Below are 16,490 nucleotides of genomic sequence, written 5' to 3' on the forward strand. Positions count from 1 at the left end.
TCGACAACTCTTCCTCAAGAGCTGCATCTGCCTCTGATTGGCTGTCCGCATGATCGACAACGACTCTCGTTCTCGCCCGGACCCGATCGCCTACCTCGACCACGTCGCCGCCAGCACAGCAGGCCGCGACTACAAGCAGCAGGTCCTGGAACTACTGGATCTCCACCGGGGGCAGACCGTGCTCGACCTCGGTTGCGGACCGGGAACCGACCTGGCGGCGATGGCCACCGCTGTCACCCCGGCGGGCCAGGTCATCGGGGTGGACCGGGACCCCCTGATGATCGCCGAGGCCCGCGCCCGCCTGGCAGGACAACCCTCGGTCGAGATCCGCTCGGGAGACGTCCAAGCGCTGCCGCTGGACGATGAAAGCGTCGATCGGGCACGCACCGACCGGGTGCTCCAGCATGTGGCGGATCCGACGCGGGTCCTGGCGGAGTTCCGCCGGGTGGCCCGCCCTGGAGCGCGGATCGTCATGGCCGAACCCGACTGGGAAGGGCTGCTGATCGACTCCCCGCAACCGGCCATGGGCCGGGGACTGGTCCGGTTCCTGACCACGGAGATCATCCGCAACCCGGCCATCGGCCGCGGCCTGGCCCGGCTGTGCCGGGAGGCAGGACTGGTGGTGCGGTCCGTGGTGACAGCCGTGCCCGTGTTCCGCGACTTCACGACCGCCGACCACCTCTTCGCGCTCCGCCGCAACGTCACCTGGGCCATCGACGCCGGTTACCTCACGCAGGACGCCGAAGAATGGATCGACGACCTCAGCTCTCAGCCATTCCTGGCCTCGGCCTTGCTGTTCTTGGTGGTGGCCGAGATTCCCTCGTGAACAAGTCGGCGCCCGCTTGCCGGTGCGATTCGAGCCGCACCCGCTCGGCGCCGACCGTCAGGCTCCGGCGAGGGCGACTTGCCCGGTCGAGGGCGCGGCGGGCGTCAGTGACACGTGGACTTACTTCAGCGGCCCCACAATCCTCAGGAGGGGCTCATGATGGGCGCCTAATCAATCGCGGGGTGAGCGGGTTTTGCTGCCGCGATGATACTACTCAGCTTCCTGTTATGAGGATTGACGCTACGCCAGGCCTCTACTGCGGACGGGCGGAGACGATGTGGAAACCCCGTAAGATCTCGTGAATGGGGTGGGAAGCACTGGCGCAGTGGGGTGACGACGTCGCCCGTATCGAACCGCTCACGGGCGGAGTAGCCAACGACGTGTGGAGCGTGCGCATCGACGGGCACCGTGCCGTCGGTCGTCTCGGCACCAGGAGCGACGCCGATCTCGCATGGGAGACCGAGCTCCTCGTGTACCTCGACCGTGCGGGCATGACCGTGCCGGTGCCGATCCCGACCAAGGACGGCCGGCTCTTCGCCGACGGCCTGGTGGTGATGACCTACGTGGAGGGCGGGCCGCCCGAGTCGCAGGCCGACTGGCGTCGCGTGGCCGACACGCTCCGTGAGCTGCACCGGTTGACGCGGGGCTGGCCGCAGCGCCCAGGGTGGCGATCGTCGACCGACCTCCTGCACGCCGACACAGGGACCAGGATCGACCTCGGCGCGATGCCCGCGGAGGGCGTTGCCCGGTGCCGGGCAGCGTGGGCGCGACTGTCCGGACGTCCGACCTGCGTCGTGCACGGCAACCCCAACAATCCCGGCAACGTCCGCATGACCGCGAGCCAGGTCGCGCTGATCGACTGGGACGAGTCGCACGTCGACGTCCCCGACCTCGACCTCGTGCTGCCCGGCAACGCCGCCGGCCTCGACGACACCGCGCACGACATCGCCGCTCAAGCCTCAGCCGCCTGGGAAGCCGCCGTCTGCTGGGACGACGACTACTCGGTCAAGCGGCTCGCCGAGGTTCGCGCCGTCTGAGCACTGCAGGCGACGAATGGCTGAGATGCTCCCACCGCGCACGTGGACGTTCCGGGCGGACGACGTCGCATGCCATCGCCTCTTGGGCCGATAAGCCCGCTGACACCTCTGCGCGATACTTCACCGAGGGCGAGCGGTGGTCCGGTAGCCGACCATCCCCGTCATGACGCGGAACTGCGACAGTCGTCGACGCATTCGCACCCTCCCCTGGGAACGCAGGGCTATCCGAGGGAATGCCCATTGTTCACGGAGATGCGTCTCCGTGAAGAGGCGGCGCGGCCATGCGCCGATGAAACTTTCATCAATGCCGGTGCGCGCTGGTCGAACCCACCATCCCAGAACGTGCCCGTCCGACCGAAAAGGTGCGGCATAGCGCACAGAAGTTCGCCAAGCACGGACGCGGCGACAATGGCCTTTTCAGCTCTCGCTTCTGCGCAGAGTTCGGAATATGGACCAGAATAAATCCCGCTCCCTCCGAGCCCGAAAGCTCACCACAGAAAGGGCCTTGTCACAACCGTTGACAGCGGTTCCCGGCAACGATCAAAGTATGCATGCTTGTCAAGCACTCGAGGGCGACTCAGCAGCGCAGTCAAATGTCCGAGCCGGTCGGTATTCGGGCCGGCCGACCCGAGGTGAGCGGAGGCAACGGCCGACAGCTTCTCGTGACAAATGGTCAATACTGCCGCTGCATTCGTATGGATCGACCCAATACCCTTCCCTGTAAGGAGAAGCATGCGAAACGTCACGTTGCTCCGCCGATTCGGCCTCGTCTCAGCGCTGGCGGTCGGCCTGGCAACCGCGCCGGCGGCCGCGCACGCCGACGGCTACGACACTCCCCGCAGCGCCACTGCTGTGGGGGCGGGCAACACCTACGCGGAAGGAATAGCGGCGGCCGAACGACGGGCCCGGCAGGCCGTCCTCGCGGTCGGCCACGACTGCACCCCGGGGACCTACTACACTTCCGGCGTCTACAGCTCTCCGGGTGGCGGCACCTGGGTCTTCCAGTCCACCCACGAGGCGATGTGCGTGGACTGATCACGTTCCAGCTGATCGGCCTCCGCCGGCGCTGCCCGGGCACTGCAGCCCCGCTGCCCGCAGCGGAGGCCGTTCCATGAACCCCTCGATGTTGCCTCTAGGAGATCCCGACCAAGGCGTCCTCAGCACCAGTCCACAACACGTCCACACGCCCACGACGAGCACCGTGCTCCCCATTCCCCGGTCCACTACAGTCTTGGACACGCGGCCGACTGCCGCAACCTGAGAGGAGAGCCTCCGCACCATGTGCCGGCAGCGACCCGATCTTGAGCTCGCCGCCCGCCTGGACCGGATGTAGAAAGCCCGGGCGGCGGCATCCGCCACAGCACCTACCGCCATTTCGCAGAAGGCAGCTCAGACGTGGGTCCAGGCCGCGCTCGACACCCTCCACCGCACTCGCAGCGGCTCCTTCGGCCACCTGTTCACTGCGCTGTTCGCCCCGCCACTCCCTCCTGGGTCTGCGAACGGACCTGCGTCCTACATGGCCGCGTCGAAGGGCGCCTTTCGAACTCGACATCGCCCATCCGCCAGAGCGCATCAGGTGAAGACCGCCCTCAGGCCAGGAGAATCGATCTTCACGAGAGATACCGCCGCGGCGCGGGCAGGCTGTTGTTGGCAAGGTCGCTGTGCCAACGGGCGCAGGTCATTGTCTGCTCCAGATCCTCGCGTACCTGGAGCAGGCGCTGCCATGGAACCGAATGGTGACAGGCAGATCGCCGCGAACCGGTCCCTCTGGGGCGGTATGGGGGGTATCACTCCAGGGGCTCTGCCAAGATTCCCGTGGTAACGCTCAATTACTAGCGATGGTGAGAAGTATCCGTTTTCGGAGCCGGGCCAGACCGGCTCGCCCGTACATCTGCCGTTTCAGCAGTTTGATCTTGTTGACCACGCCTTCTGTGGGGCCGTTGCTGTAGGGCAGGGTGAGACCGGCGACGACGGCGTCGTGGTCGATGAGCAGTCCTTCGGCGAAGGAGCGCAAGGGGTGCAGATCGCCGGCGCGAACGTCGGCGATCCAGTCGTCCAGCCGGTGTCCCTGGCGCTGGGTGAGCAGGTCGGCGAAGGTGCGTACATGCTCGGTGGCCTGCTTCAGCTCCAGGCAGCAGTCCAGTACTTCCTGCAGCCGGGTCGTGCGGCCGGGGCTGAGGTGGGCCGGGTCGGTCATGATCCAGCTGGCGACGCGGCGGGGTGAGGGCGGCGCCGGAGCGTCCTCGGCGCGTCCTTGGCCCAGGTAGCGATACAGCAGCGTGGAGCCGCCCTGGTACCCCATCGACTTGATCTCCCGCAGCAGGGCCCACACGGTCACGCCGGGTTCGGCGGCTCGGCGGCTCGGCGGCTGCGCAGGTAGTCACGAAACGGGTCGACCAGCGTGGCACCCCGTTTCGAGCCGCCGATCAGCTGCTCGACGTGTGGGGCGCGGGCGTACTTCTTGACGGTGTTCAAGGCGAGGTGGAGCCGGCGGGCGATCTCGTTGTTCGTCACGCCCTGGCCGAGCAGCGCGTGGATGGCCGCATACCGGCTGCGGGTGCGCCGTACGGTGGGGCCTTCGTCGCGGCCCTGGCCGGTGGCGATGTCGCGGAAGCAGCCCCGGTGGGCCAGGGCGAGTTTCTCGACGGCCTCGCTGAGGTTGTTGAGCAGGTGCCAGCGATCGGCACACTGCACCGCCTGCGGCGCGCCGTCGCGGGCGCCGGCCGCGTACGCGGCCGAGCGGTCCCGGCAGATGAGCCGGACTCCGGGATGCGCTTGCAGCCAGTGGGCGAAGGTGACGCCGAGCCGATCGGGCAGCACCTCCAGGCAGCGATGCGTGACGGCATCGATGATGACGGTGGCATACCGCTGACCCCGCTTGATCGCGAAGTCGTCCACGCCGATCACCGCCGGGACGGTCGACGGCGGCTCCGGCAGTGCCATCAAGGTGCTCAGCACGCTGGTGCGGCTGAGCAGGAGCCCGATCGTGGCCAGGAGAGATGCGCCGGCTCGCTCGGCCAGCGCCAGCGCACACGCGATCACCAGCGCCGTCGCGCCCGGCGTGCGACGCCCGTAGCGGCCGGCCAGACCCGGCACCTGCTCGTGGAAGGTCTGCCGCACGCAATCCAGGTTCACACACACCAGACGACGTAACCTCAGCTCGATCACCACGGGCAGCCCATCCACCGGACGATCGGCCAGGCGGCGCCGGTGATAGCCGTGCACCTTGCCCGTGGCCGTCCCGCACGAGGGGCAGCACACCGGATCGCCTCGCGTGCGGGCCACCACCCGGATCTGGCCGTCCTGACGATCCACCTGCTCGATCTCCACCGCGGCCAGGTGCGGGAAGAGCACGGTCACCATGTCACGGTTGCACACCGTTCACGGTCTCATCCAGAGCAGCGGAGTGTGGATGGAACAGCACCTTCTGTCACCACAGGAATCTTGGCAGAGCCCCTGAAGTGACAACCTCAGCGCATTGACAGGCAGCACACCTTGGCTCACTGTTCCCTCAGAACCATCACGCTCGCTGCGGGGAACGGGGCGTGCCCGGCGAACGGTGGGAAAGCGTCGAACGTCAGTTGCCGGCCGGGCAGCTAGCCATGGAGATGGGAGGATCACACGCCGACTGATCGCCGTTGCACGCTCCAGGAACCGCGTCTCTACCCAGGAAGGGAGAGGCGGATGAGCCCTGGCAGAATTATGATCCCCGGCAGCAGGCAGGGCGGTGACAAGCCCTGGTACATACTCGGATGCTTCGTGGGGAGATGCACCTATGTGGTGCCGAGCCTGGACACACGCGGCTGGTGCCCGAACGGTCATGTGCTGCAACAGGCGAGGGCGAGCATTCGCTGCATAGTGTGCAACTGGGGGACGCCGCCGACCACGCCTCAGCGGGAGTGGCCAGACGTCTTGCAACCTTGTCCGAATGATGAAGCAGGCGACCATCTGTTGGAGCTTTTGGAATACTGCGAGCTATGATCGACAGCTTGATGGATCGGGCCAGCTCAATCCTCGAGCGGCGTTTCCTGCGTAACGCCTTTCTCCCCGTTCTGCTGTTCCTTCCGGTGCTGCTCCTCCCATCGCTGTTGCAGGGAGATCGCCTGGGACAAGGGTTGGCGGCCTGGGATGCCCAGACACTCACCTTCAAGGTTGTCACTGCCGTGGGGTACTTCACCGTCTGCTGGTTCGGGGCGGCCGTCGTGGCAAGCCAGTGGCGGAACATCGTTCGTCTTTTTGAGGGGTATCCGCTGGAACGCCTACCTTGGCTACAGGGACTGGGAGTGAGGTGGCATCAAGCTCAGCGTGAAGAATTGTCAGCCTTCATCTCAGCCGACTCTGCAGTTGAGAGGGCCTATGAGCTGCGCTATTGGCACTATCCCGACGTCGAGGTGGCAGTACCGCTCCCGACGCGCCTGGGGAATGTGCTGCTCGCCGCCGAGCTCTACCCATTGGCCAGGTATGGCACTGCACTGGTTCCAGTGTGGTCACGGTTGTGCGCGGTGCTTCGGACTGAGACACAGCAGGATATCGAGGATGCCCGCGCCACCATGGAGTTTCTTCTTGTGCTGTGCCTTTGGCTGACGGGCTTCGCAGTGTGCAACCCTGTCATCGCAGCCATGTGGGGCACTTCTCTCCCGATAGCCATCGCGGTTTCGGCATCGGGTCTACTCGCTGCCTACTGGGCCTACCTGTCCGCCATCCCCGCAGCACAGGAGTATGGCGAGCAGCTCCGAGTGGCGTTTGAGACGCACAGGTTCGACCTGTTGCACCGGATGAGGCTCCCCATTCCGCAGAGTCTTGCAGCTGAGCGCGCTCAATGGCAGCGATTGGACAGTTTCATAGCGAAGGGCGCGCAGCCCGGTTGGGAGTACGAGGCGGACGAGACATTGCGTGTGCACGTGCGGCTCCTAACCGGCCCACGCGATGACGGGACGGAGATGGCTCCATGAGCTCGGAAGGAGATGAAACCGCTTCCCAAGAAGAGAATGGCGCTGGGGGTGCGGAAGCCGCACAGACCGGTGTACGGCGCGCCCAGCCAGGGGCGGTGTTTACAGTCGGGCGGGAAGCCCCCGCCAGGAGTCAACAAGCTCAACCAGTCCGTCCTCGGATCAGACGTGGCCCCTTTTCGGGAATAATCACCATTCTGATCGTTTCAGGGCTTATTGTCGCCGGATTATGGGGTTTGGCAACGAACCAGCGGGTGGCCGTGCTTGTGGCCACCACCGACCTGCCCGCCTACCACGAAGTGAAGATGGAACAGTTGACCATGGACACGCGCGTGGCACTCGATGGCGGCGGCTATGCGAGCGTACCGGTAGAGGGACGTTTGACGCTCAAGGCGATCAAGAAAGGTGAGCCGCTCCTTGAATCCGATCTTTCCCCTAGTGTGCGGGGGATACTCCAAGGTCAACTGATGGTCGTAGGACTCGACGTGTCACGGGGCGATGTGCTGGGAGGCAGACTGGAAGGCGGGGATCCAGTGCGGGTGCTCCTGCTGCGGAAAGGTCGAGGCCCGGTCGAGCTCAAGGCGTTCGTACTGTCCTCATCCCCCGCAGCACCTGCAGGTACCGCTTGGTCGCTAGTGGTGGCCATGAACGGACATGACGCCCGCAAGTACGCTGTAAGTTTGGCCGGGGGAGATTTGCTCATACTCAAAGACCCGAGAGCGGCCATCGCCACCATGCCAAACAGGCAGGCGCCGTGATACGGCCACTTCCCGTCGCCTTGAACCGACAGGACACCACGGCTCATAGTTCGATCGGCTGGGACAGCCGTAGTAGCGGGAGCATGCCACGAGCAATGGCTAAGGCTCACGGGCGACATCGGCTTTGTGCACGGTGGCGTTCTTGACCTCGTTGATCAGGGTAAGAAGAATGCGTTTCAAGGTGAGCAGACTCAGCCCTGCGACGGCCAGCAACCAATGGGACTTTCTGAATCACCGTCCCCATGGCCAGGGAAACCGGATTGGCAGCGCGTAGCTCCGTGATCACCATCGCGCGCCCGACGCCCACGCTAAGGGCCACGATGATGGCTGCGGCTTCGCCCTCGACCCCGGCCAGACCCAGGGCATCGTCGGAGAGTCCGGCAGCGGCAAGACGATGACCGCCCGCGCCGTCCTGGCCGCCCTGCCTCCGGGCGTGACCGCGTCCGGCGAGATCACCTTCGACGGGACCCCGCTGATCGGCCGGCGCGAACGCGAGCTGCGGCCCCTGCGCGGCACCCCCATCAGCATGGTGATGCAGGACCCGTTCACCGCGCCCAACCCCCTGCAGACCATCGCCGAGCACCTGCGCGAGGCTCTCTCCCACCCGGTCCGCCGCGACCGCGCGGAAATCGCCCGGCGGCTGGTCGAAGTCGGTCTGGACACGGGCGAGGTGGCCGGCAAGTACTCCTTCCAGCTGTCCGGCGGCATGCGTCAGTGCGTCGCCATCGCCGCCGCCCTCGCGGCGGACCCCGACCTCCTGCTGGTCGGCGAGCCCACCACCGCCCTCGACGCCACAGCCACGTCCCGTTCTCCGAGCTGACGAGCGCCGAATGGCATCGGGTCGTCGACACCAACCTCACCGCCGCGGCCTTCGTCGTCGGCAGGACGCTGCCCCTGCTCGGCCCGGGAGCGTCCATCGTCAACGTGGGATCGCGGGTGGCGACCGTGGGCGCGCCGTTGCGTGCCCACTACACCGCGGCCAAGGCCGGTCTGATCGGGCTCACCCGTTCCCTGGCCAAGGAGCTCGGGCCGAAGGGGATCCGCGTCAACGTCGTCGCGCCCGGGCTGGTCGACACCGGGATCGACATCCCGGCCGAGGTGCGTGAGCGCTACCGGAACCTCATCGCGCTCGGCCGGCTCGGCACCGAGGAGGAGATCGCCAACGTGGTGCTCTTCCTGGCGGGCGACCTGTCGACCTTCGTCAACGGCGCGACCATCCACGTGGACGGAGGCATCTGACGTGGCGAGCGGTGTCTTCCGGGTGATGCTGCGCATGCGGATCAAGCCCGGCATGACCGAGGAGTTCGAGCAGGCCTGGTTCCACGTCAGCGACCTGATCAGGCACCACCCCGCCAACCGCGGCCAGTGGCTGTCGAGGAGCGCGGAGGAGCCGGGCGTCTACTACGTCGTCAGCGACTGGACGGACGAGCCGCGCTTCCGCGAGTTCGAGAAGAGCGACCGGCATGCCGAGCATCGCGCCAAGCTGGCCGCGTTCCGCTCGGCCAGCTCGATGACCACCATGAGCGTCGTCCACGACCTGCCCCGTGACGCTCGGGCGCACCAGGGGCCTCCCAAGAACGGAGGACCAGTGAGCGGACAGGTACGGGTCCTCCTCCACATCACCGCCGAACACAGCGGCGCCGCCGCCGTCGAAGACGCCTACCACCGGACAAGCCGCGCCCTGCGCGGCATCCCCGGCCTGCTGGGCAACGAGCTGCTGCGCTCCGCGCACGACCCCACCAGCTTCGCGATCCTGAGCTGGTGGCGCGACATGGACGCCTACCTCGCCTGGGAGCAGGACCCCGCGCACCGGACGATCACCGCGCCGCTGCGGCCGATGCAGGACACCTCGCGGAGCTCCTCCTTCGCCGTCTACACCGCGCACGCCGCCTACCACGACGCACACGAGGGGGAAGTCGGGCATGGATGAGTCGATGCGCGTCCTCGCGATCCTGGGCAGCGGCCTGACCGCGGGAGTGATGTTCTTCGTGGCGCTCGGCGTCGTCCCGACGATGCGCGCCCTGCCGCCCGACCGTTACGTGCGGACACATCAGCTGCTCGGCCGCAACGCCGACCGCGCGATGCCGATGATCGTGCTGACCACCGTGCTGGTGGACGTGCTGCTCGCGATCCTGACGCGGGCGGCGGGGCCACGCACCCTCTTCGCGTCCGCCGCCGCGCTGATGGCGGGGGTGGCGGGGATCTCGCAGCTCGGCAACGTGCCGATCAACCGCAGGGTCAGAGCTCTCGACCCTGCGGCGATCCCCCAGGACTGGGCGGACCCGCGCCCGGCGTGGCGCAGATGGCACCTGCTGCGCACCGTCCTCGCCCTGGCGGCGCTGGCCGTCACGGCGACGGCCGTCGTCCTCTGATCCGCAGACGCACCGCGGCCCGGGTGACTCCGCGGCTATGGTCGTGGGGACAATGCCGCTCAGAACGAGATCACCATCTCCACCCTCGACCGCTCCGGCCTCGCCTCCCTCAGGTCAGCTGGTGACGGTCGCGAGGATGGGTGGTCGTGGCGGGCAGGTCGCGCAGCATCGGCTCGGCGTCGCGGACGGCGTGCAACGTCCGAGGGTCGAGGTCTGCCGTGATCAGCTGGGGCTGGTCCGGGCCCGCCTCGGCGAGCGGCCGTCCGTCCGGGCCCCAGATGGCGCTGGCTCCGCAGGTGTTCCAGCCGCCGGTGGTGCCGATGTGGTTGGCCATGACGGCGTAGCAGGTGTTGTCCAGGGCCCGGGCCGGGAACCAGGTGCGTGATTCGTGGTAGCCGTTGCCGACGCTGAACAGCGCGCCGACGACGTAGGCGTGGCAGCCGTCCAGCGCCGCCGCGCGGGCGTGCTCAGGGAAGCCGGAGTCGTAGCAGATGCCCAGGCCCAGGCGCCAGCCGTCGAGTTCGAGAGTGCAGCCTGCCGTGCCCGCGCGGTAGATCTTGCGTTCCGACTTGAACAGGTGCTGCTTGTCGTAGCGGGTGACGAGCTCCCCGTGCGTACCGATGACCAGCGCCGAGACGTACAGATCACCCTGGTCGTGGAATGCGGCGCCGACGACGGCGGCGACGCCGGTCTCCCGGCACGCGTCGGTGATGGGGCTCAGCCGCGGGTCGTCCGGCTGGACGGCGTGGCGCAGTGGGTCGATCTGGATGAGGTCGGGCTCATAGCCGCTGAGAAACTTCTCCGGGAAGACCACCAGCCGGGCGCCGGCCCCGGCGGCCTCGCGGATCATGGCCGCCGCGGTTGCGGTGTTGGCCTCGATGTCGCCGGCTCGCGCCTGTGCCTGCGCAGCGGCTATGCGGATCGGGCGGGCGGGAAGCGGATGGTGGCCCGGCCCGTCGGCGTGTTCTGGCATGATGTGCATGCTAGTTCCCGGCGGGCGAGTGACGTTCAGTGGCCGGTGTCGAGGGCGAACGCGTCGGCGGCCAGCTCGGTCAGGAAGGCGATCGGGTCCACCAGCTGCTCGATGTGGCGTACGCCGGCCGGCAGTCCCGGCAGGTGGCGGACGATCAGCGCGGCCGCGCGGCCGGTCGCGCGGCTCTGGGAGTGCCCGCTGAAGGACGCCTGAGCCGCCCCCGCACTGACCGTCACGGCGAAGCCGTCACCGCCGAGGTGGATCTTCGTCAGCGCCGTGAGCAGCCCGCGTGTCCGGGGACGGCGTAGCAGCCCCGCGATCGCGGGCCGTCGGGCGGCGGCCAGCAGCGTGGTGAACAGGGGGGAGTCGAGGCACAGGCCCGTGCGGGCGGACGGCACGGCGGTCGTGCGGGGCAGCGTGTACTGGTCGGAGAAGGGGAAGCGGTGCACGGTACGGGTTCCGTACGGCTCGGGGAAGGCCATCGTCCACGATCCGTCGAGCACGCCGAGCCCGTCGAGCGTCCAGGCGATGGCCGCGGAGCCGTGCTGCTCCCCCGAGCCGAGCAGCACGCCGATGCGCAGGTCGCTGCCCGGTGACCGCTCGGCGACGAGGCGGGCCAGCAGGTTGGTGACGCCGGGGACGAGGCCGACGCTCAGGGCGGCGGTCGTGCCGCGTGCGGTGGCGAGGTCGTCCAGCTCCTCGATCGAGGCCAGCACGTCGGGGGAGGCCGACACGTCGACGTAGCCGATGCCGCGCTCCAGGCAGGCGCGGGCGACGGAGGCGTTGCCGGTCTCGGCGCACATGAGCACCGTCGTGACGCCTTCCAGCGCTCCGGCCAGGTCGGCGGGGTCGGCGGCGTCCACGCGTACCGGCCTTGCGCCGGGGACGGGCCGGGCCCGGCCGGGATGGCGGCCGGCGACGATCACCTGCGTGCCGGGACGTGCTGACAGGGCCAGCGCGGCCTCGCGGCCGACCGCGCCGTATCCGCCGATGATCAGGACGACGCCACCGCTTCCCGCATTTTTCGTAGTCACACTACAAGAATGTTTTCGTAGTGCCGCTATAGTCAAGCCGTGAGCGCACCACGACACGACAGCGGCCGTACCCCCGAGAAGGAGGACGGGAGGGCGGCGCGGGCCAGATCGACCCGCGCCCGCATCATCGCGGCCGCCACCCGGCTGTTCACCACGAGCGGCTACGCGAGCACGAGCATCAACGCCATCGCGGCCGAGGCGCGCGTCGGCGAGCAGACCGTCTACTACGCCTTCGGCACTAAAAGGGCCATCCTGACCGCGGCCCTCGATCGGGCCGTCGCGGGCGACGACGAGCCGGTGCCCACCCTCGAACGCCCCTGGGCGCGGGAGGCGATCGCCGACCCCGACCCGCTCGGGCAGCTCCGCCGCCAGGTGGCCGGCGCGGGCGAGATCTACTCGCGGGCCGCGCCCCTCCTCGACGTCGTGCGCAGCGCCGCCAGCACCGACCCGACCTCGCCGGGGTCTGGGCCGCGAACGTCCGGCAACGCCTCACCGTGCAACGGGTGTTCGCCGACGCGCTGGCCCGCAAGACGCCCCTGCGCGACGGGCTCAGCAGCGAGCTCGCGGCCGACGTCGCGCTGACGATCCTGTCCCCCGAGACGTACAACCTGCTGGTCCACAGCCGCGGCTGGAGCCGGGCGCGCTGGCGCGGCTGGGCCTTCGACGCCCTCGTCGGCCTGCTCACCACCCTGCCCCGCCCCGATCGGACGTTCGACGGCTGACCGACCGGCCTAGCCGTCCTGCCTCCGGCGCGCGGTGGTCATGCGGTGGACGGCCTCGGTGAGCCGGTCCGGGGCGGTGGCGAAGTTGAGACGGACGAACCCGTGCCCGGGCGGCCCGAACCGCGTACCGGAGGAAAGCCCGACCCTGCCGTGACGCAGGAACACCTCGGCGGGGTCGTCGTCCCAGCCGAGCGGGCGGCAGTCGAGCCAGGCCACGTATCCCGCCTGGGGCGGGTGGTAGCCGATGGCGGGCAGGTGCTCGGCGAGCAGGTCGGCCAGGAGGCGGCGGTTGCCGTCGAGGCCGGTGAGCAGCCGCTCAAGCCAGGGGCCGCCGTCGGTGAAGGCGGCCTCGGAGGCGAGCACGCCGAACAGGCCGGCCCCCTCGCTGACCTCCTCGTGGATCTGCGCCACATCGGTACGGGCGGCGGGCCCGGGCACGGCGAGCGCGGCTTTGAGCCCGGCGATGTTCCACGCCTTGGAGGCCGAGACGAGGGCGACCGAGCGGGCCGCGGCCTCGTGGTCCAGGGGCGAGAACGGAACGTGCCGGACGCCGGGATAGGTGAGGGGCGCGAGGATCTCGTCCGTGACGACCCGCACGCCGTAGCGGCCGGCCAGCTCGGCGACCTGCGTCAGCTCCTCGCGGGTGAGGACCAGGCCGGTGGGGTTGTGCGGGTTGCACAGCAGGTACGCCCGCGCGCCCGCGGCGAAGTCGAGCTCCAGCCGGTCGAGGTCGAGCCGGTGCCCGTCGGGCCCGTGGGCGAGCGGGCTGGGGACGATCCGGCGGCCGATGCGTTCGATCCAGTAGAAGAAGGGCGGGTATCCAGGGGTGTTGACGACGACGCCGTCGCCGGGCGCGGTGACGATCCGGAGGATCTCCACGATGCCGGACATGACATCCGGGACCAGCCGGGCGGCGGCGGGGTCGGGGTGCCAGCCGTAGTGTCGTGCGGCGAAGCCGGCGAAGGCCTCGGGGAGCCGGCCGGCGAGCGCGTATCCAGTGTCGCCGCGGCTGATGGCGGCGGTCAGGGCCGCGGCGACGGGTTCGGCGAGCGGGGTGTCCATTTCCGCGATGCGCAGGGGCAGGACGTCCGCGGGGAACTCGCGCCACTTGACGCTGCGCCGGTCGCGGAGCTCCTCGGTGCTGCAGGCGGTGAGGACGTCGTGCTGGTCCGCAGCCAAGGTGACCTTCCTTGATGGCGGGGGGGTGATCGTACGCGGCCGGGCGGCTCGGGAAACGGCCTGGCCGCATACAATACCCCCGTTGGGTATAGTGACGACGAAAGAGGCTACTCGGGCCCCATCAGTCGTCGCAACACCGGAACCACCCGCCGCTGCTCCCGCGGGATCGCGCTCACTCGGGCACGGCGGCCGGCGCCACGCTGGGCGAGGCGAGCCTGCCGGCGACGGCCGCCAGGAGCGCGCCCGCACCGGCCGCCGCGGCGGCCACGGCGAGGGCGGTGGCGCCGGTATCGTGGGGGCCGGTGAGGTGGCCGGCGACGGCGGTGCCGAGGCCGTAGCCGGCCCACATGAACGTGTTGAGCCAGGCGAAGACCTCCGTACGGTAGCGGGCCGGGGCGTGGTCGGCGAGCAGGGCGGGCACGGCGGCGTCGCGGGGCCGGTGACCAGGCCGGCGAGAGCGATCAGTACGGCGAGCGTTACGAAGCCGGGCGCCCAGGCCGCGCCGAGCAGGACGGCGGCTTCGGCGAGGGAGAGCAGGACGAGCAGGCGCCCGCCGCCGAGGGGCCAGGCTCGGGCGCCGTAGCCGAGGGTGCCCAGGAGGGCGCCGGCCGACAGCAGGCCCATCAGCAGGCCGGCGGAGGCGGCCGAGCCGGAGGTGGTGGCCGAGGCGACGGTGGCGATGCGCAGGCAGCCGAAGGTGAACGTGCCGAAAGCGGCGATGGCCAGCAGCAGGAGGGTGTGCCGGTGGGTGAGCGGCCCGGCCAGTCGGAGTCTGCCGGGCGGGGCCGGCTCGGCCTGGCGGACCGCCGGGCAGGCCAGTAGCAGGGCGGTGCCGGCCAGGACGGCGGCGCCCGCCACAGCCACCGCGCCCTGGGCGGGGACGACCCAGATCAGGACCGGCACGAGCAGCGGCCCGGCGATGAACATCAGCTCGTTGACGGCGTTGTCCACGGCGTAGGCGGCAGGGAGGGAGGCGGCGGGGACGAGGCGTGGCCAGGCGCTTCTGACGACGGACCCGGCGGGCGGCGTGGTGGCGCCGAGGAGCACGGCGGCGCCGATCATCAGGGCGGGCGGGGCGAGCAGCAGCAGGGCGTAGGCGAGGGTGTGGGCGGCCAGGTAGCCGGTCAGGGCGGGGCGCGGGCCGTACCGGTCGGCGAGGCGTCCGCCGAGCGGCGCGCACAGGGCCAGGGCCAGCGCGTGGCCGGTGAGCACGAGCCCGGCGGTGGCGTAGGAGCCGAGCCGGTCGACGGCGGCCAGCAGCAGGGCGAGGCTGAGCACGGGCGTGCCGAGCTTGACGAGGAGGGCGGCGGCGAGCAGGCGGGGGACGCCCGCGTGGGTGAGCAGGCGGCGATAGGGCGTGAACATGGCGACTCCGTTACCATCTAACTGGATTACGCCTATGACACGCAGAAGGAGGGTTACTAGTCAAGTGGAGATAGCCTGTAACGTGACCCGGCAGGCCCCGCTGATCGCCGAGCTGGTCAATCTCGCCACAGCACACCAGCGGGGCGGCGCCTCGGTGCGGCCCCTGACCGGCGAGGACCTGACGGCCGCGTTCGCCGCCCAGCTCGGCGAGCGCACCGGCGCCGCCCTGCGCGCCGTCCCCGACGCGGGCCGCCGCCTGGGCGAGCTGGCCGCCGAGCTGCGGCAGGCGCTGCTGGCCGAGCATCCCGCCGACCAGGCCGGGCGCATCAACGCCATGATCCGCAAGTACGGGGCGCAGCCCTACCTGGTCGAGGATGTCGGCCAGCCATTCCACCTGCACTTCCACGGCTCGGGCGGCACCGAGGTCGAGGCGCTGGGCGGCGAGTTCGCCACCGCGCTGGCCCTCATCGTGGACGGCTACGGCCCCGGCCGGTTCGGGCGGTGCGAGGCACACCAGTGCGAGGCCGTCTACATCGACCTGACCCGCAACGGCTCGCGCCGCTACTGCGGCGCGGCCTGCACCGCCCGCGCCAAGACCGCCGCCTACCGCAGCCGCCGTGGCGGAGGGACGACCTGATCGGCCTCAGAGCCGGTCGAGGATCTTCCGCAGCTGCTCCACCTCGGCCTGCTGCGCCGTTTCGATGGTCTTGGCCAGCTCCTTCGCCTCGGGGTTCGAGCCGCTCGACTGCTCGGTGCGGGCCATCTCGATGGCCCCGTTGTGGTGGGCGATCATCTGCTGCGCGAACAGCTTGTCGAACGCCGCCCCCTTGGCCGCCTTGAGCTTGGTCATGTCCTCCTCGGACATGACGCCGGGCATGTCATGACCCATGCCGCCCTCGGGCGCGGCCTTGCCCCACGCGGCCAGCCAGCCCTTCATGGTCTGGATCTCCGGGTCCTGGGCGGCCTTGATCTTCGCCGCCAGCTCCTTGATCTCCGGGTCGGCGGCACGCGACGGCGCCAGCTCGGCCATCTCGACCGCCTGCTCGTGGTGCGGGATCATCATCTGCGCGAACATGACGTCCGCGTCGTTGAACGCGGCCGACGGCTGCGCGCTCGCGGTGGTGGCGGCGGGCGCACTGGTGCCGCCCATTCCTTCGTGCCCGGCCATGGAGTCGCCGTTACCGCCGCAGGCGGTGACGAGCGCGAGTGCTCCTGCGGCTACAGCCATGGACGTCTTGCGGTTGATGCGCATTTTGGGGTGTTCTCTCGATCGTG

17 protein-coding genes and 1 pseudogene are annotated in these 16,490 nt (G+C 69.5%); 12 read left to right on the top strand and 6 right to left on the bottom strand.

The features are described from left to right. Positions 1-49 precede the first annotated feature (49 nt). The 3 genes from KIS93_RS58635 (at position 50) to KIS93_RS58645 (ending at position 2,898) form a co-directional block, all read left to right on the top strand. On the top strand, positions 50-826 hold the full coding sequence (locus tag KIS93_RS58635; RefSeq protein ID WP_080039694.1) for a methyltransferase domain-containing protein: 777 nt from the start codon (positions 50-52) through the stop codon (positions 824-826). A gap of 302 nt (positions 827-1,128) precedes the next feature. Next, positions 1,129-1,863 (top strand): phosphotransferase enzyme family protein, encoded by a 735-nt coding sequence (locus tag KIS93_RS58640; protein WP_080039695.1) that lies wholly within the window; start codon positions 1,129-1,131, stop codon positions 1,861-1,863. Between the two features lie 732 nt (positions 1,864-2,595). Beyond that, a complete protein-coding gene (locus tag KIS93_RS58645) occupies positions 2,596-2,898 on the top strand; it encodes a hypothetical protein (protein ID WP_080039696.1) in 303 nt (100 codons plus the stop codon). A 790-nt stretch (positions 2,899-3,688) separates the two neighbouring features. Here the strand turns inward: KIS93_RS58645 and KIS93_RS58650 are convergent. After that, positions 3,689-4,201, bottom strand: a complete 513-nt coding sequence (locus KIS93_RS58650) for a transposase (RefSeq protein WP_080039697.1) — start codon at positions 4,199-4,201, stop codon at positions 3,689-3,691. Next, positions 4,198-5,226: an ISL3 family transposase gene (locus KIS93_RS58655; protein WP_080039698.1), complete on the bottom strand. Its 1,029-nt coding sequence runs from the start codon at positions 5,224-5,226 to the stop codon at positions 4,198-4,200. Before KIS93_RS58655 ends, KIS93_RS58650 begins: the two co-directional genes overlap by 4 nt. Before the next feature lie 614 nt (positions 5,227-5,840). Between KIS93_RS58655 and KIS93_RS58660 the strand changes: the two genes are divergently transcribed. The 6 genes and pseudogenes from KIS93_RS58660 to KIS93_RS58690 all read left to right on the top strand — a co-directional run bounded on the left by KIS93_RS58660 (position 5,841) and on the right by KIS93_RS58690 (position 9,942). Next, positions 5,841-6,815: a hypothetical protein gene (locus tag KIS93_RS58660; RefSeq protein WP_080039699.1), complete on the top strand. Its 975-nt coding sequence runs from the start codon at positions 5,841-5,843 to the stop codon at positions 6,813-6,815. 251 nt (positions 6,816-7,066) lie between these two features. Continuing rightward, entirely contained in the window at positions 7,067-7,570 is a 504-nt protein-coding gene (locus tag KIS93_RS58665) for an SAF domain-containing protein (RefSeq protein WP_186405093.1), read from the top strand. Positions 7,571-7,913: 343 nt separating this feature from the next. Next, a pseudogene (locus KIS93_RS58670) lies at positions 7,914-8,390 on the top strand (ATP-binding cassette domain-containing protein); the annotation flags it as partial. Then, positions 8,285-8,809, top strand: a complete 525-nt coding sequence (locus KIS93_RS58675) for an SDR family oxidoreductase (RefSeq protein WP_080039701.1) — start codon at positions 8,285-8,287, stop codon at positions 8,807-8,809. The pseudogene KIS93_RS58670 and the gene KIS93_RS58675, both read left to right, overlap by 106 nt. A 1-nt stretch (position 8,810) precedes the next feature. Then, the gene (locus tag KIS93_RS64130; RefSeq protein WP_222108104.1) at positions 8,811-9,500 is read left to right on the top strand and encodes an antibiotic biosynthesis monooxygenase family protein; all 690 of its coding nucleotides are present in this window, start codon (positions 8,811-8,813) and stop codon (positions 9,498-9,500) included. After that, the gene (locus KIS93_RS58690) at positions 9,493-9,942 is read left to right on the top strand and encodes an anthrone oxygenase family protein (protein WP_080039702.1); all 450 of its coding nucleotides are present in this window, start codon (positions 9,493-9,495) and stop codon (positions 9,940-9,942) included. Before KIS93_RS64130 ends, KIS93_RS58690 begins: the two co-directional genes overlap by 8 nt. Before the next feature lie 109 nt (positions 9,943-10,051). On the opposite strand, the gene KIS93_RS58695 is transcribed toward KIS93_RS58690, so the two are convergent. Together KIS93_RS58695 and KIS93_RS58700 are read right to left on the bottom strand one after the other, a co-directional pair. Continuing rightward, a complete protein-coding gene (locus KIS93_RS58695; protein ID WP_080046845.1) occupies positions 10,052-10,915 on the bottom strand; it encodes a carbon-nitrogen hydrolase family protein in 864 nt (287 codons plus the stop codon). A gap of 35 nt (positions 10,916-10,950) precedes the next feature. Next, positions 10,951-11,949 carry a saccharopine dehydrogenase family protein gene (locus KIS93_RS58700; RefSeq protein ID WP_080039703.1) on the bottom strand — a complete coding sequence of 333 codons (999 nt, stop codon included), beginning with the start codon at positions 11,947-11,949 and terminating at the stop codon, positions 10,951-10,953. A gap of 39 nt (positions 11,950-11,988) precedes the next feature. Between KIS93_RS58700 and KIS93_RS58705 the strand changes: the two genes are divergently transcribed. Both KIS93_RS58705 and KIS93_RS66920 read left to right on the top strand, forming a co-directional pair. Next, on the top strand, positions 11,989-12,531 hold the full coding sequence (locus tag KIS93_RS58705) for a TetR/AcrR family transcriptional regulator (RefSeq protein WP_246005536.1): 543 nt from the start codon (positions 11,989-11,991) through the stop codon (positions 12,529-12,531). After that, positions 12,453-12,671 carry a hypothetical protein gene (locus tag KIS93_RS66920; RefSeq protein ID WP_246005537.1) on the top strand — a complete coding sequence of 73 codons (219 nt, stop codon included), beginning with the start codon at positions 12,453-12,455 and terminating at the stop codon, positions 12,669-12,671. Before KIS93_RS58705 ends, KIS93_RS66920 begins: the two co-directional genes overlap by 79 nt. A gap of 9 nt (positions 12,672-12,680) precedes the next feature. On the opposite strand, the gene KIS93_RS58710 is transcribed toward KIS93_RS66920, so the two are convergent. Continuing rightward, a complete protein-coding gene (locus KIS93_RS58710; RefSeq protein WP_186405094.1) occupies positions 12,681-15,215 on the bottom strand; it encodes an aminotransferase class I/II-fold pyridoxal phosphate-dependent enzyme in 2,535 nt (844 codons plus the stop codon). An 82-nt stretch (positions 15,216-15,297) separates the two neighbouring features. Here KIS93_RS58710 and KIS93_RS58715 point away from each other — a divergent pair, with 82 nt between their 5' ends. Next, positions 15,298-15,852: a CGNR zinc finger domain-containing protein gene (locus tag KIS93_RS58715; RefSeq protein ID WP_222108105.1), complete on the top strand. Its 555-nt coding sequence runs from the start codon at positions 15,298-15,300 to the stop codon at positions 15,850-15,852. 6 nt (positions 15,853-15,858) lie between these two features. Here KIS93_RS58715 and KIS93_RS58720 read toward each other — a convergent pair whose 3' ends face one another. Further along, positions 15,859-16,443 carry a DUF305 domain-containing protein gene (locus KIS93_RS58720; RefSeq protein ID WP_246005538.1) on the bottom strand — a complete coding sequence of 195 codons (585 nt, stop codon included), beginning with the start codon at positions 16,441-16,443 and terminating at the stop codon, positions 15,859-15,861. Positions 16,444-16,490: the final 47 nt, after the last annotated feature.

It is taken from the genome of [Actinomadura] parvosata subsp. kistnae, from assembly GCF_900323885.1.
Taxonomy (GTDB): domain Bacteria; phylum Actinomycetota; class Actinomycetes; order Streptosporangiales; family Streptosporangiaceae; genus Nonomuraea; species Nonomuraea composti.

Excerpts from the sequence above, each read along its gene's own strand:
- KIS93_RS58710 (WP_186405094.1), bottom strand. The coding sequence starts at position 15,215 with ATGTTCACGCCCTATCGCCGCCTGCTCACCCACGCGGGCGTCCCCCGC.
- KIS93_RS58645 (WP_080039696.1), top strand. The coding sequence starts at position 2,596 with ATGCGAAACGTCACGTTGCTCCGCCGATTCGGCCTCGTCTCAGCGCTG.
- KIS93_RS58690 (WP_080039702.1), top strand. The coding sequence starts at position 9,493 with ATGGATGAGTCGATGCGCGTCCTCGCGATCCTGGGCAGCGGCCTGACC.
- KIS93_RS58640 (WP_080039695.1), top strand. The coding sequence starts at position 1,129 with ATGGGGTGGGAAGCACTGGCGCAGTGGGGTGACGACGTCGCCCGTATC.
- KIS93_RS58655 (WP_080039698.1), bottom strand. The coding sequence starts at position 5,226 with ATGGTGACCGTGCTCTTCCCGCACCTGGCCGCGGTGGAGATCGAGCAG.
- KIS93_RS58635 (WP_080039694.1), top strand. The coding sequence starts at position 50 with ATGATCGACAACGACTCTCGTTCTCGCCCGGACCCGATCGCCTACCTC.
- KIS93_RS58720 (WP_246005538.1), bottom strand. The coding sequence starts at position 16,443 with ATGGCTGTAGCCGCAGGAGCACTCGCGCTCGTCACCGCCTGCGGCGGT.
- KIS93_RS58695 (WP_080046845.1), bottom strand. The coding sequence starts at position 10,915 with ATGCCAGAACACGCCGACGGGCCGGGCCACCATCCGCTTCCCGCCCGC.
- KIS93_RS58660 (WP_080039699.1), top strand. The coding sequence starts at position 5,841 with ATGATCGACAGCTTGATGGATCGGGCCAGCTCAATCCTCGAGCGGCGT.